We start from the raw sequence: 11,922 nt of genomic DNA on the forward strand, positions 1-11,922 counted from the left end.
GCCACTCTCACGAGAAGAGGCCTCAATGCTTGTTTCATCCCGCCTGATGGCTGCGGCCGGCATCGTGCCGTTGCCCATCGCGGCCCGCGCCGCATCCCTGCTGTTCCAGCAGGTGCTCAAATCCCACCCCCGGCTCTTCGACCGGCTCGGGGACTATCGTTATTCGTGCTTTGGCTTTGCCCCTTCGGACCTTGCCTTCGAATTCGTGATCCGGCCTGCCGGCGGCACCATCCGCACCTACCGGCGCGGGCGCGCGCCGGAAGCGGATGCCAGGATCAGCGGCCCCCTGCTGCTGATGCTCGGCCTTGCCGAGGGCCGCCTGGACGGCGACGCCGTCTTCTTTGCCCGCAAGCTTGCCGTGACCGGCAATATGGAAGCCGTGCTCGCGCTTCGAAATGCACTCGACGACAGCGGGATCGATCTGGTGAAACTGGCAGGAGACATGTCGGGGCCGATCCGCCGCCCTGTGATGGCGGCACTCTCGTCCGTCCGGCGCCATGCACTCAAAGCCGAGGGCGCCAGATGGAACTGATATGCCCGGCCGGAACTCCCTCGTCCTTCCGAGAAGCCGTCGATGCCGGCGCGGATGCCGTCTATTGCGGCTTTCGCGACGAAACGAATGCCAGAAACTTTCCAGGCCTGAATTTCGATCTGCAGGAACTGCGGGAGGCCGTTTCCTACGCCCGCACCCGCGGCGTCAAGACGTTCGTGGCGCTGAACACATTCATGACGGCAGGGCGGGAGGATCTCTGGTATCGCCGGGCGCAGGAGGCGACCGAGGCCGGCGCGGACGCGCTGATCGTCGCCGATTTCGGGCTGATGGCGCATGTTGCCGAACATCATCCGCATCAGCGCCTGCACATTTCGGTGCAGGCTTCGGCCTCCAATCCGGACGCCCTTGCCTATCTGGTCGAAAGTTTCCGCGCCGCCCGCGTCGTCCTTCCCCGGACGCTGACGGTCGCCGATATCGCCCGCATCGCCCGGCAAGTATCCTGCGAACTCGAGGTCTTTGTCTTCGGCGGCCTCTGCGTGATGGCGGAGGGACGATGCTCCCTGTCTTCCTATGCAACCGGAAAATCGCCCAACATGAACGGCGTCTGCTCGCCGGCAAGCCATGTCCGCTACCGCCAGGAGGGCAGGGACATGGTGTCGGAACTCGGCGGATTTACGATCAACAGGTTCTCCGAGAAGGAGCCGGCCGGTTATCCGACCTTGTGCAAGGGACGCTTTGCGATCGGCAAGAGCAAGACCTATGCCTTCGAGGATCCGGTTTCGCTCGACGTCATGGATCAGCTGGACGAACTGCGGGCAGCCGGCGTCACGGCGCTGAAGGTCGAGGGACGCCAACGCGGCAAGGCCTATATTTCGCAGGTCGTCTCCACGCTCCGTGCGACGATGGAAGCAGCACCTGCCGAACGTCCGGCTCTGATGGCCCGCCTGAAGGCCCTCAGCGAAGGGCTGGAAACGACCCACGGCGCCTACGAGAAGCGGTGGAGGTAGGTGATGAAGCTCACACTTGGCCCACTCCAATATCTCTGGCCGAGCGACCGCTGGCGTGATTTCTATTTCGAGATCGCCGACGAGGCGCCCGTCGATGTCGTCGTCATCGGCGAGACGATCTGCTCGAAGCGGCTGCATTTCATGGAAGCCGAGCTTGCTGCCGTCATCGACCGGCTGGAGTCCGCCGGAAAGGACGTCAGGCTCTCGACGCTGGCGCTCGTCACGCTCGAACGCGAGGCAAACTATCAAAGGGCGCTCGCCCAGGAGGATAGCCGGCTGGTAGAGGCGAACGATCTCTCCGCCCTCCATCTCCTGAAAGGCCGGCCGCACACCGTCGGACCGTTCATCAACGTCTACAACGCGGCTGCCGCCCGCGTTCTGGCATCCAATGGTGCGACCGCAATCTGCCTGCCGCCCGAGCTTCCGGCCGCGTCCGTCGCAACCATTGCCAGGACCTGTCCGGACATTGCCGTCGAGATTTTCGCTTTCGGCCGCATGCCGCTCGCCATTTCCGCACGCTGCGCCCACGCGCGCTCGAAAGGGCGAACCAAGGACAATTGCCAGTTCGTCTGCCAGGAAGATCCGGATGGCATCGCGGTCAACACGATCTCGGGACAGCCCTTTCTTGCCCTGAATGGCGTGCAGACGCTGTCGCATACGTGTCAGGCCCTGCTGGAGCACTCCGACGAATGGGCCGCGCAAGGCGTCGGTTCGCTCCGACTGTCGCCGCAGACCTGCGACATGGTCGAAGTATCCTGGGCTTTTCGCAAAGTTCTCACTGGAGAGATCGAGCCCGCGCAGGCGCTGGCAAGGCTGCGTGACGTCTATCCGGACATTCCGCTGTCGAACGGATTCCATCACGGCAAGACCGGCGCGGAATGGGTCGCGCGCCTCAAGAACGCAAGGGATTTGACAGAATGACCATGAGACTGGCGAAAACCAATGCTGCCGGCGACAGGCGGATCCTCTCTGCCGTGCGTCAGATAAAGGCCTTTGCGAAGGACCCCGACGCCGACTGCAGCTGCACCCTCATCATCGGCGAACTGCTCGCGCATCTGGCGCCGAGGCAAAGAGCCGCCGTTGTGCAGGAACTGTTCATGTCGGCACTGCGCCAGCGAACGAAGGTCGCCACGCTGCTGGAGCTTTTGAGGGAAGTCGAGCAGTTCGGACCCGCCTCCGAGATCGGCGAGGTCGAGGAAGCGGCTCTGATTTTCGACGATGTGGCAAAGCAGGCGAAGATCGGCTCTCAACTTCTCAAGGCCTTCGTCGCAAGTCGTCACGACATTCTTGACGCGGAGCGAACCTTTCATACGAAAGAGACTGGGGAACGTCCGTCATGACGGCAGAGTATCGCCCGGACCGGCACCTCGACATGCTCGAATTCCTGGGTTGCGACAGTTCGGCCGCAGGCGAGGCGCGCGCGGCGCTCGAAATGCTGCTCCTGCGTCCACAGCCGATCCCCAGGCCGGAACCGAATGCCGGCAGCCCGCCGGACGGTCGGCGTGGAGGCGACGGAAATGCGGCGGGCGGGCATCGATATTCGCCAATCCGCGCGTAGGGCAGCTGCGGCGGCTGACCGCCGATTTCACAAACATGGTTGCATTTGCGCCAGATCAATCACGGCCGAAGCGGAAAGCATAAGCTCGCCATATCGCAAGGAGTAGTTGGAATGGGAAGCTTTAGCGCCTGGCATTGGCTGATCGTCCTCGCCATCGTCCTCATCCTGTTTGGACGCGGCAAGATTCCCGAACTCATGGGTGACGTCGCACACGGGATCCGGGCTTTCAAGAAGGGCATCAACGACGAAGAGGGCGGCAAGACGGATGGGAACGGCGATGCAGATCGGCCTTGATCCGGATCGTGGCGGGTTCGGCCATGACTGAACCCACTACCGCCTATTCGATCGTTTCGGCCCGGTTCGACGAGGGGGAAAAGTGCGGCCGCATCGATCTTCGGGTCGCCGACCGCATCAGGCCTCTCATCGTCACCAGGCGGGCGCTGCTCAGCATCGCCTCGCCGCCGCGCGCCAGCCAAGCGCGGCTTTTCCAGTTTCTGCACAGCTTTTGCGAGATCGCGCTCGCCTATGGCGAATGCGATCCGCAGCATGCCGAAATCCTGGTCGTCACCGCAACCGACGTCAGGCGCTGGCGCCGCGGTCATTCACAGCCGGAGCCGCTGTGGACGTGGCAGGGCATCGGCAGTATCGCCGCCGTCCCTTCCCCGCCGAATTGATCCGTCCCCGCGCTAGGCGCTCCGGCAGAAACGCTCGAACGCCTCGCGGGTACACAGTTTCCGGAGATAGTCCTCCTCCTGGTCGCGCGCGACATGACGCAGCACGAGCTTGAGCAGCTCCCATTCGGTGGCACGGTTGCGATTGAACCAGGGCGCCTGCGCGATACCGTCATAGACCTGCAGAACGCGCCTGGCGGTGGCCGGATCGAGGTCTCTCAGAAGCATGGCGGGACAGGCTGCCTTTCGAACATGGATTTCATACCCCCGCGGTAATGCGAGAGCCCCCTCCGCCTTCGCTGACGCGGCACAAGGGCGCACACGTCTTCGCATGACGGACGGATATCGATCGCCCTTGCTATCGCCTCTCTCCTTGCCCGTCCTTGACAAATCTCAATCCGACCGGGCGGCGCTCGAACTGACACAGATCAAAATCGTCCGTCCGGTTTCGTGGCAAGGGTGAGAAACACCCGCAAGGACCGGATCTGATGAACCTGCCGACATTCGCGATCGCCATCGTCTCGCTGCTGATCCTTCCAGGTCCGACCAATGCCGTTCTGGCCCTGGCTTCTACAGCGCTGACGCTTTCGCGGTGCTTGTCGCTCGTCGCCGCGGTGGTATCTGCCTATCTCGTCGTCATCGTGCCGGTGTCTGGCATCGCCGCCCCGTTCCTCAACGGCCATCCGGGCGTTGCCGGCATCGTCAAGCTGATCTCGGCAAGCTGGGTTCTCTATCTTGCCCTCAAGCTCCTGGTTCCGGCGCCGGCGGGCGGGCGGAGCAGGCTCGGCGCCGGTCAGCTCTTCGTCACCACCCTGCTCAATCCCAAGGCCATCATCATCGGCCTCACGCTCGTGCCCGCTGTCCAGGCGGAACCGACGAGCGCGATGGCGATATTCGCCGGCTGCGCGACCGCAACGTCGGCGATCTGGCTTGGCCTCGGCAGCCTGCTCGTCGGACGCCATGCACAAATGCCGCCTGCCGTGCGTCATTGCGGCTGCGCGGTGCTCGTCGCCTTCTCCCTGACCCTTGCCGTCAGCGCGCTGTGGTCCTGATCGCCATGTGAGATTTTCGCCGGCAGCCCGCCTGTGTCCTTGCGTCTTGCCCTGCATCCGGTGCGGCGGCGGACGGTTTCTTGATGCTGGTCAATGTACGGTCCGTGCGAGCGGCTAGAATTGCCAGATCATCCGGCAGGCGAGGCGAGTGATCCGACATGTACCGAACGATAGTCTGCGCAATAGGCACCGGCCCTCGCGGGACCGCCGAGCGCATCCTGAACAGGGCAGCCGGCCTCATCGACAAGGACGGCTCGATCTTCGTCATCCACGCCCTGGAAGCCGCCCCGCGCTATATGGCGGCGAGCCTGCCGGAAAACTTCGAGACCGCCGCCATAGAGAATGCCGAGGAGAAGCTCGCGCTGCTCTGCCGGCAGATGAAGATCCCTGCCCTGGTGGAGGTCCATGCCGGCAGCGCGGCCAGGGTGCTTCTGACCGCCGCGCAGGAAAAGAAGGCGGATCTCATCATCCTGTCGACCCATGTGCCGGATATTACCGACTATATTTTCGGGGCCGTGGTCGACCGCGTGGTGCGACACGCCAAATGCTCGGTCCTCGTCGATCGCAAACCGAGTGCGGGCCAGGGGCCGGGCCGGCCTGCGCGGTAACGGGTTTCGTCGGATCCGGCCGGGTCACTAGCCAAACATCCTCCCCGTCCGACGCAGATTGTCGTGCCAGCCGAGCGCCTCCTCGATCAGATGCGGTGTTTGCCCGCCGCGCAGCAGCGCGCGCTTGTAATAGTCCGCCATCGCTTCGCGATAGTTCGGATGGGCACAGTTGGCGATGATGACCTCCGCCCGCTCCCGCGGCGCCAGGCCGCGCAGATCGGCAAGACCGATTTCCGTCACGAGAATGTCGACGTCGTGCTCGGTATGGTCGACATGGCTGACCATCGGCACGACGCGCGAAATCGCGCCGTCCCTGGCAAGCGACTTCGTCACGAAGATCGACATATAGGCGTTGCGGGCGAAATCGCCGGAGCCGCCGATACCGTTCATCATGTGCGTGCCGCCGACATGGGTCGAATTGACGTTGCCGTAGATATCGAGTTCCAGCGCCGTGTTGATGGCTATGATGCCGAGGCGGCGGATGACTTCGGGATGGTTGCTGATCTCCTGCGGGCGCAGGACGAGCTGGCGCTTGTAGCGCTCGATCGCGGAAAATACCTGCAAATGCTTCGCCGTCGACAAGGTCATCGAGGACCCGGAGGCAAAATTCAGCTTGCCGGCGTCCATGAGATCGAAGGCCGAATCCTGCAGCACCTCGGAATACATGGTGAGGTCGTGGAAAGGCGTTTCGGCAAATCCGTGAAGGACCGCGTTGGCGATCGTGCCGATACCTGCCTGGAGCGGCAGCAGGCGCTCGGTCAGCCTTCCCTGCCGCACTTCGCTGAGCAGGAATTCGGTGAGATGGCCGGCAATCGCATTCGTCTCCGCGTCCGGCGCTTCGACCGTGGACGCGCTGTCGCCGCTCTGCGTGACGACGATCGCCGCGATCTTTTCCGGCGGGATCGGGATGAAGGGCGTGCCGATGCGGCTGTCGGGCGTCACGACCGGGATCGCCTCGCGGCTTGGCCGCCTTGTCGGGATATAGATATCGTGCAGCCCTTCGAGCGCTTCCGGCTGCGACAGGTTGATCTCGACGATCACCTTCGGCGCTAGGATGGCGAAGCTCGCCGAATTGCCGACGGAGGTGGTCGGCACGATGCCGCCCTCCTCGGTGATCGCGGTTGCCTCGATAACGGCGACATCGACGGGTGCCAGCTGGCCGCTGCGCAGAAATTCGACCGTTTCGGACAGGTGCTGGTCGATGAACATCACCTCGCCGGCGTTGATCGCCTTGCGCATGACCGCGTCGGACTGGAAAGGCATGCGGCGGGCGATGGCATGGGCTTCGACGAGCGTCCGGTCGAGATTGTTGCCGAGCGAGGCGCCGGTCATCAGCGTAACCTTCAGCGGATCACGCTTTGCCCTTTCCCCCAGGGCGAGCGGCACGGCCTTGGCCTCGCCGGCGCGGGTGAAGCCGCTCATGCCGACGGTCATGCCGTCGGTGATCAGCTTGGCAGCTTCGTCGGCACCGACGATGCGATCCCAGAGCTGCTTGCTCCGGAGACGATCCTTGAACATGGCAGGTCAATCCTCAATGCGACAGCAGGACAGGCAGCGTGATATTGGCCAGCACGCCCTCGGTGGCGCCGCCGAGCACGAATTCGCGCAGGCGCGAATGGCCGAACCCGCCCATGACGAGCAGATCGGCACGCCGCTCGAACGCCCTGGCCTGCAGGACTTCGCCAATCGGCCCGCTGCCTGCCTGCGCCCGCACCGTCTCCGCCGCTACCCCGCTCTTGCGCAGGTTTTCGGCAAGTTGGTCGCCCGTATCGGATTTGAACGGCTTCTCGTCGGTGACAGACAGTAGGCAGACCCTGGCCGCCCTCTCCAGGAAGGGCGAAGCGTCATGGGCGGCGCGCGCGGCAGCCCTGCTCCCGTCCCAGGCGATGGCGACGTGATCCAGCCGCCCGCCGAACGGCGCGGCGGGATAGAGGATGAGCGGCCGGCCGGAGAGAAAGAGCACTGCCTCGACGATCGGGCGGGAGATGCCCCCCGATTCCAGAAGCACGAAATCATATGCGCGCGAGGCCTCGGCGAGCGCTTCGGCGACGAAAGGTTCACCGGCCTTGATCTCGCGCACGCAGACCTCGACGCAGGCGTCCTTGCCCTGTTCGAGCGCCCTCTGGGTGAGCGCGGAGGCCCGGCTGCGGCTCAGCGCCTCGGCGTCCCGCGCCATCTTCGCCGCATCGATGATCAATGACGACAGCGCATTGGAAACATCGGGGATCGTGATCACCACTGGGCAAACGGTGAGCGTTGCCTGCATGTGGCGGGCAAGTGCGACCGCATTGGCGATGATGAACTCGGACGTCATGTCCGGATAGGTGAGGAGCGGAAGAAAGAGGTGCTGTTTCATCGGGAGGCTCCGAACGGAAAATGGTGAGGCCTGATCCTCATCACTTTCGCATCCGTCGACAGTCTCGCATTGACATACCTCAATTCTGACAGGCAACGCGCCCGAGACGGACAGCTTCCCCTGCGAGAGTGCTGATGCCAAAGCTCACGTCAGCAGAAAGCCGGCAAATGCGGCCAGAGCCGCGCCAGCGGTCGCTGCCGCCAGACGAAGCGCGTAGGCGAGGCTTCCCGTGACTGCCGCCAGAACCCCTTTCGCAAGGAGATTGGCGAAAGCGGCGACCGCTATGGCGCGGGCGGCCACCTCCGCAGGGAGCTGGATCGAGGTGAGCTTCGCGACGGAGAGCGTGATCGCGTCGAGATCGCCCAGTCCCGTCACGAAGGCAAGGACAGGCAGCGACTGTGTTCCGAAAACGACCAGGGTCGCCCGCGTCAGGATCGTCACCACGGCAAGAACAAGAGCAAAGCGCAGCGCGACCATGACCTCGAGCGGGTTCCGCGGCGAGAAATCGGGACTGTTATCCGGGCGCCGCAGCGTTCCGGCAAGCCCGCCGCCGATCACGAAGACCGCGGCCGCCGGGGCAAGCAATGGCGCAAGCTCCCGCAGAACCGCCGGCGCCACGACGCCGCAGATCAGCAGCGCCCGGGTCAGGGATACGGCTCCCGCCAGCATTGCCCCGGCCGACAGCAGGGAGGAGAGAGCGGGCACCTGGACCGACTGACGGGCAAAGGAAAGCGTCAGGGCCGTCGAGGAAACGATGCCGCCGCTTGCGCCGGTCAGCAGGATGCCGGCGCGTGCGCCGCCGATCCTGATCAGGATATAGCCGGCAAAGGAGACGGCGCCCACAAGGATTGTCAGCATCCAGAGTTCGAAGGGATTGATCGCCTGCCAGGGATCGATCGGCGTGTCGGGCAGGATGGGCAGGATGACGACCGTCATCGTCAGCAGGATCAGGGCGGCCCGGAGCTCGAGCCAGGTCAGCCGCCGAAGAAAGCCGTGCAAGGGTTCGCGCGCCGCCAGAAGCACTGTTATGGCAACGGCAGCCGCTGCCGTCGTCGTCATGTCGGCAACGACGGCGCTGAAACCGAGCACGAAGACGGTTATCGCCGCAATGGCTGCGGTCGCGCTGAAATCCTTGTCGCGCGCCACCTGCATGGAGCTGAAAACGAGGATGGTGATGCAAAAGAACACGAACACAGCCGTCGGAAGGATGGGGCCTGTCACCGGCTGAATGAAACCGCACAGGCCGCCGAGGAAACTCGAGAGGCCATAGGTGCGAATGCCGGCCACCCTTTCGCCGGCTGCCGCCTCGCGCTCCTGCCAGCCGCGCTCGATGCCGACCAGGATACCGATCGCAAGCGCCAGGCTGAGGCGCTGGAATGCTTCCGTTGTCATCAGCAATGTCATCATCGGCCGATCCAGTCGCTGCCGGTCTTTTCCTCAGCGGCGCCTGGACGGTTCGCGTCGCGAAGCAGCGATCCGAGGACGGCGGGAAGGATGCCGCAAATCAACGCATTCCAGACAAAGGACGGCTTTGCAGCGTCATGGCGTGCCCATGGCGAAGGGATAAGCCGGATACCGATCCGCAGGTTAACCCATTCCTCCCGCAGGTGGTAGGATGCAGTCCCCGCCGCACGCGGCATGGCAACGCCAAGACCACGGCCCGAACGGGAACGCACAGGTCTCCAGGCCGTGGCCCTGAGCCATATCCCGGAGGGAGGGACGGCATGGTCCTGCCGGCGAGGGTCGTCCATTTCTCGTTCTCCTCCTCCCGCAGAGCCGATCACGGCACGCGCCTGCGATCATTGCGCTGGATCAACATGCCGCCTGGGAAATTTTCCGTGGGAGTGAAGGAGCGGAGGCGCGAACCGTCTTTGACGATCGTCAATGCCGGTTTGCCGCGGTTGGGGGATCATGGCATCATGAGGATGAGGAACAGTTCATGAAGGCGATGATCCTGGAGGCCATAGGGACGCCCCTGCGTCCGGTCGAGCGGCCGGATCCCCTGCCGGGAAAGGGCCAATTGATGCTGAAGGTCGAAGCCTGCGCGGTGTGCAGGACGGATCTTCACGTCTGCGACGGCGATCTCCCGAAGCCGAAGCTGCCGCTCATTCCCGGCCATGAGATCGTCGGCATCGTCGAAGCAGTGGGAGAAGGAATAGCGCCGTCGCGCCTGGGACAAAGGGTCGGTGTGCCCTGGCTCGGCCATACATGCGGCCATTGCCCGTTCTGCAGCAGCGGCGAGGAAAACCTTTGCGATGCGCCGCAATTTACCGGCTACACCCGCGACGGAGGTTTTGCCACCCATGTCGTTGCGGATGCCGATTATGCCTTTGCGCTCGACGGCAAGGCCGATCCGATCGCGCTTGCCCCGCTCCTCTGTGCCGGCCTGATCGGCTGGCGTTCGCTGAAGAAAGCCGGCGACGGCAAGCGCATAGGGCTTTACGGGTTTGGCGCGGCCGCGCATATCATCGCGCAGATCTGCCGGTGGCAGGGCCGCGACGTCTATGCGTTCTCGCGCCCCGGCGACGAAGCGGCGCAAGGCTTCGCGCGCGGTCTCGGCGCCGCCTGGGCAGGAGGCTCCGACGAGCGCCCGCCCGTTGCGCTTGACGCAGCCATCATCTTCGCGCCCGTCGGCGAACTCGTGCCGGCGGCGTTGAGGGCGGTGCGGAAGGGAGGCCGCATCGTCTGCGGCGGTATTCACATGAGCGATCTGCCCGCAATGCCCTATGCCTTGATCTGGGGCGAGCGAAGTGTGGTTTCAGTCGCCAACCTGACGCGGAAAGACGCCGAGGAATTCTTCCCCGTCGCCCGCCAGGCAGGCGTGCGCACCCACACGAAGACCTATCGGCTCGAAGACGCCAACGCTGCGCTTGACGATTTGCGTGCCGGCCGCCTGAGCGGAGCGGCGGTCCTGGTCCCTTGAAGGGTCCTGCGTCGGACCACGCCACTGACTGGCCGGACGGTGATGTTCTCAAGCCGCTCGGCCGCCGGAGAGTGCCAGCAGATCTTCGCCGTCAATAAAGATGACTTAATCACTCTTGTTTTTCTGCAGGCAAGCGGGTTATACCGCGCGCGCCCTTAGAATCCCCATGTCGGGGACTCGAAGAACAGGACACTTCATGAAGGTTTTCAAGTCTCTCACGACTCCCGCGCTTGCCGCCGCACTCGGCCTGATCGCCACGCCGGCATTGTCCGAGCCGACCAGATATCCGCTGACGCTCGACAATTGCGGCGCGAAGGTCACTGTTGCCAAGGCTCCGGAGCGCGCCATCGGGCTCGGCCAGAACAGCGCCGAGATCATGCTGCTTCTCGGCCTGGAAGACAGAATGGCCGGTACCGCATTCTGGCCGAGCAAGGTTTTGCCGCAGCTCGCCGAAGCCAATGCGAAGGTCAAGCTTCTGTCCGTTGAATTTCCGACCTTCGAATCGATTCTGGCGCAGAATCCGGATTTCGTGGCCGCCGCCCTGCCGAGCCTGGTCGGACCGACGAGCAAAGTTGCCAAGCGTGAGGACTTCGACAAGGTCGGCGTGCCAAGCTACGTTTCTCCCAGCACCTGCCTCAGCACCGAAAAGGTCAAGGATCAGTACGGCAGCCGCGACCAGCTGTGGAACATGGATCTCCTGTACAAGGAGATCGACGAACTCTCGCAGATTTTTGACGTCGCCGATCGCGGTCAGGCGCTGATCGCCGACTTCAAGAAGCGTGAAGCGACATTGCGCGCCAACGCCTCCAGGGACGGCAAACAGCTTTCCTACGTCTTCTGGTTTTCCAGCCAGTCGCCCTCCGCGGACGCCTATCTGGGCGGCAAGAACGCGGCATCCGGCTTCATCGCGGATCTGCTCGGCGGCAGGAATGCCATCACCGCCGAGGCGGAATGGCCGACGCTCGGATGGGAAAGCATCATTGCCGCCAATCCTGACGTCATCGTCGTCGCCAATCTCGACCGCAACCGCTGGGAACTCGACAAGCCGGAGGCCAAGATCAGCTTCCTGAACAGCGACCCGGCCGTCAGCCAGATGCCGGCGGTGAAAAACAAGGCGATCGTCGTCATGGACGGCCAGGCCATGAACCCGACGATCCGCACGATCTACGGCGCGGAGCAGGTGGCCGCGCAGCTGAAAGCACTCGGCCTGATCAAGTGACCGCCTCGAACCGTCCGCTCCGGCAGGCCGTCCTT

The 11,922-nt window shown here is 64.0% G+C and carries 15 protein-coding genes; 10 read left to right on the forward strand and 5 right to left on the reverse strand.

Going from position 1 to position 11,922, the window contains the following annotated elements; all coding sequences use genetic code 11:
• Nucleotides 1-25 precede the first annotated feature (25 nt).
• The 6 genes from ubiT to ACFPWW_RS18445 all read left to right on the forward strand — a co-directional run bounded on the left by ubiT (nt 26) and on the right by ACFPWW_RS18445 (nt 3,732).
• A complete protein-coding gene (gene ubiT / locus ACFPWW_RS18420) occupies nt 26-532 on the forward strand; it encodes a ubiquinone anaerobic biosynthesis accessory factor UbiT (protein WP_112568923.1) in 507 nt (168 codons plus the stop codon).
• A complete protein-coding gene (gene ubiU / locus ACFPWW_RS18425) occupies nt 523-1,500 on the forward strand; it encodes a ubiquinone anaerobic biosynthesis protein UbiU (protein WP_377312856.1) in 978 nt (325 codons plus the stop codon). Before ubiT ends, ubiU begins: the two co-directional genes overlap by 10 nt.
• A 3-nt stretch (nt 1,501-1,503) precedes the next feature.
• Nucleotides 1,504-2,421, forward strand: coding sequence for a ubiquinone anaerobic biosynthesis protein UbiV (gene ubiV / locus ACFPWW_RS18430; RefSeq protein WP_377312857.1), 918 nt, complete (start codon nt 1,504-1,506; stop codon nt 2,419-2,421).
• Complete coding sequence (locus ACFPWW_RS18435; RefSeq protein WP_377312858.1) at nt 2,418-2,840, forward strand: hypothetical protein; 423 nt, start codon at nt 2,418-2,420, stop codon at nt 2,838-2,840. The genes ubiV and ACFPWW_RS18435 overlap by 4 nt, the downstream gene beginning before the upstream one ends.
• A gap of 329 nt (nt 2,841-3,169) precedes the next feature.
• Complete coding sequence (locus tag ACFPWW_RS18440) at nt 3,170-3,352, forward strand: twin-arginine translocase TatA/TatE family subunit (protein WP_112568933.1); 183 nt, start codon at nt 3,170-3,172, stop codon at nt 3,350-3,352.
• A gap of 23 nt (nt 3,353-3,375) precedes the next feature.
• A complete protein-coding gene (locus tag ACFPWW_RS18445) occupies nt 3,376-3,732 on the forward strand; it encodes a hypothetical protein (RefSeq protein ID WP_377312859.1) in 357 nt (118 codons plus the stop codon).
• Between the two features lie 12 nt (nt 3,733-3,744).
• Here ACFPWW_RS18445 and ACFPWW_RS18450 read toward each other — a convergent pair whose 3' ends face one another.
• A complete protein-coding gene (locus ACFPWW_RS18450) occupies nt 3,745-3,957 on the reverse strand; it encodes a hypothetical protein (protein ID WP_112568937.1) in 213 nt (70 codons plus the stop codon).
• A 260-nt stretch (nt 3,958-4,217) separates the two neighbouring features.
• Between ACFPWW_RS18450 and ACFPWW_RS18455 the strand changes: the two genes are divergently transcribed.
• Together ACFPWW_RS18455 and ACFPWW_RS18460 are read left to right on the forward strand one after the other, a co-directional pair.
• Nucleotides 4,218-4,781: a threonine transporter RhtB gene (locus tag ACFPWW_RS18455; protein ID WP_377312860.1), complete on the forward strand. Its 564-nt coding sequence runs from the start codon at nt 4,218-4,220 to the stop codon at nt 4,779-4,781.
• 158 nt (nt 4,782-4,939) lie between these two features.
• Complete coding sequence (locus tag ACFPWW_RS18460) at nt 4,940-5,389, forward strand: universal stress protein (RefSeq protein WP_377312861.1); 450 nt, start codon at nt 4,940-4,942, stop codon at nt 5,387-5,389.
• A gap of 27 nt (nt 5,390-5,416) precedes the next feature.
• On the opposite strand, the gene ACFPWW_RS18465 is transcribed toward ACFPWW_RS18460, so the two are convergent.
• The 4 genes from ACFPWW_RS18465 to ACFPWW_RS18480 all read right to left on the reverse strand — a co-directional run bounded on the left by ACFPWW_RS18465 (nt 5,417) and on the right by ACFPWW_RS18480 (nt 9,496).
• Nucleotides 5,417-6,907 (reverse strand): acetyl-CoA hydrolase/transferase family protein, encoded by a 1,491-nt coding sequence (locus ACFPWW_RS18465; RefSeq protein ID WP_377312862.1) that lies wholly within the window; start codon nt 6,905-6,907, stop codon nt 5,417-5,419.
• A gap of 13 nt (nt 6,908-6,920) precedes the next feature.
• Nucleotides 6,921-7,745, reverse strand: a complete 825-nt coding sequence (locus ACFPWW_RS18470; protein ID WP_377312863.1) for a universal stress protein — start codon at nt 7,743-7,745, stop codon at nt 6,921-6,923.
• A gap of 144 nt (nt 7,746-7,889) precedes the next feature.
• Nucleotides 7,890-9,152: an MgtC/SapB family protein gene (locus ACFPWW_RS18475; protein ID WP_377312864.1), complete on the reverse strand. Its 1,263-nt coding sequence runs from the start codon at nt 9,150-9,152 to the stop codon at nt 7,890-7,892.
• Complete coding sequence (locus tag ACFPWW_RS18480) at nt 9,149-9,496, reverse strand: SPW repeat protein (RefSeq protein WP_377312865.1); 348 nt, start codon at nt 9,494-9,496, stop codon at nt 9,149-9,151. The genes ACFPWW_RS18475 and ACFPWW_RS18480 overlap by 4 nt, the downstream gene beginning before the upstream one ends.
• Nucleotides 9,497-9,684: 188 nt before the next feature.
• Between ACFPWW_RS18480 and ACFPWW_RS18485 the strand changes: the two genes are divergently transcribed.
• The gene (locus tag ACFPWW_RS18485) at nt 9,685-10,668 is read left to right on the forward strand and encodes a zinc-dependent alcohol dehydrogenase family protein (RefSeq protein ID WP_377312866.1); all 984 of its coding nucleotides are present in this window, start codon (nt 9,685-9,687) and stop codon (nt 10,666-10,668) included.
• 196 nt (nt 10,669-10,864) lie between these two features.
• Entirely contained in the window at nt 10,865-11,887 is a 1,023-nt protein-coding gene (locus tag ACFPWW_RS18490; RefSeq protein ID WP_377312867.1) for an ABC transporter substrate-binding protein, read from the forward strand.
• Nucleotides 11,888-11,922 lie beyond the last annotated feature (35 nt).

The organism is Rhizobium sp. GCM10022189, assembly GCF_042656325.1.
Lineage (GTDB): Bacteria > Pseudomonadota > Alphaproteobacteria > Rhizobiales > Rhizobiaceae > Rhizobium.

What these genes read in the sequence shown, in the direction of transcription:
- ACFPWW_RS18460 (WP_377312861.1), top strand. Translation starts at nt 4,940, where the DNA reads ATGTACCGAACGATAGTCTGCGCAATAGGCACCGGCCCTCGCGGGACC.
- ACFPWW_RS18445 (WP_377312859.1), top strand. Translation starts at nt 3,376, where the DNA reads ATGACTGAACCCACTACCGCCTATTCGATCGTTTCGGCCCGGTTCGAC.
- ACFPWW_RS18480 (WP_377312865.1), bottom strand. Translation starts at nt 9,496, where the DNA reads ATGGACGACCCTCGCCGGCAGGACCATGCCGTCCCTCCCTCCGGGATA.
- ACFPWW_RS18435 (WP_377312858.1), top strand. Translation starts at nt 2,418, where the DNA reads ATGACCATGAGACTGGCGAAAACCAATGCTGCCGGCGACAGGCGGATC.
- ACFPWW_RS18440 (WP_112568933.1), top strand. Translation starts at nt 3,170, where the DNA reads ATGGGAAGCTTTAGCGCCTGGCATTGGCTGATCGTCCTCGCCATCGTC.
- ubiV (WP_377312857.1), top strand. Translation starts at nt 1,504, where the DNA reads ATGAAGCTCACACTTGGCCCACTCCAATATCTCTGGCCGAGCGACCGC.
- ACFPWW_RS18470 (WP_377312863.1), bottom strand. Translation starts at nt 7,745, where the DNA reads ATGAAACAGCACCTCTTTCTTCCGCTCCTCACCTATCCGGACATGACG.
- ACFPWW_RS18490 (WP_377312867.1), top strand. Translation starts at nt 10,865, where the DNA reads ATGAAGGTTTTCAAGTCTCTCACGACTCCCGCGCTTGCCGCCGCACTC.
- ACFPWW_RS18475 (WP_377312864.1), bottom strand. Translation starts at nt 9,152, where the DNA reads ATGATGACATTGCTGATGACAACGGAAGCATTCCAGCGCCTCAGCCTG.
- ACFPWW_RS18450 (WP_112568937.1), bottom strand. Translation starts at nt 3,957, where the DNA reads ATGCTTCTGAGAGACCTCGATCCGGCCACCGCCAGGCGCGTTCTGCAG.
- ACFPWW_RS18465 (WP_377312862.1), bottom strand. Translation starts at nt 6,907, where the DNA reads ATGTTCAAGGATCGTCTCCGGAGCAAGCAGCTCTGGGATCGCATCGTC.
- ACFPWW_RS18485 (WP_377312866.1), top strand. Translation starts at nt 9,685, where the DNA reads ATGAAGGCGATGATCCTGGAGGCCATAGGGACGCCCCTGCGTCCGGTC.
- ACFPWW_RS18455 (WP_377312860.1), top strand. Translation starts at nt 4,218, where the DNA reads ATGAACCTGCCGACATTCGCGATCGCCATCGTCTCGCTGCTGATCCTT.
- ubiU (WP_377312856.1), top strand. Translation starts at nt 523, where the DNA reads ATGGAACTGATATGCCCGGCCGGAACTCCCTCGTCCTTCCGAGAAGCC.
- ubiT (WP_112568923.1), top strand. Translation starts at nt 26, where the DNA reads ATGCTTGTTTCATCCCGCCTGATGGCTGCGGCCGGCATCGTGCCGTTG.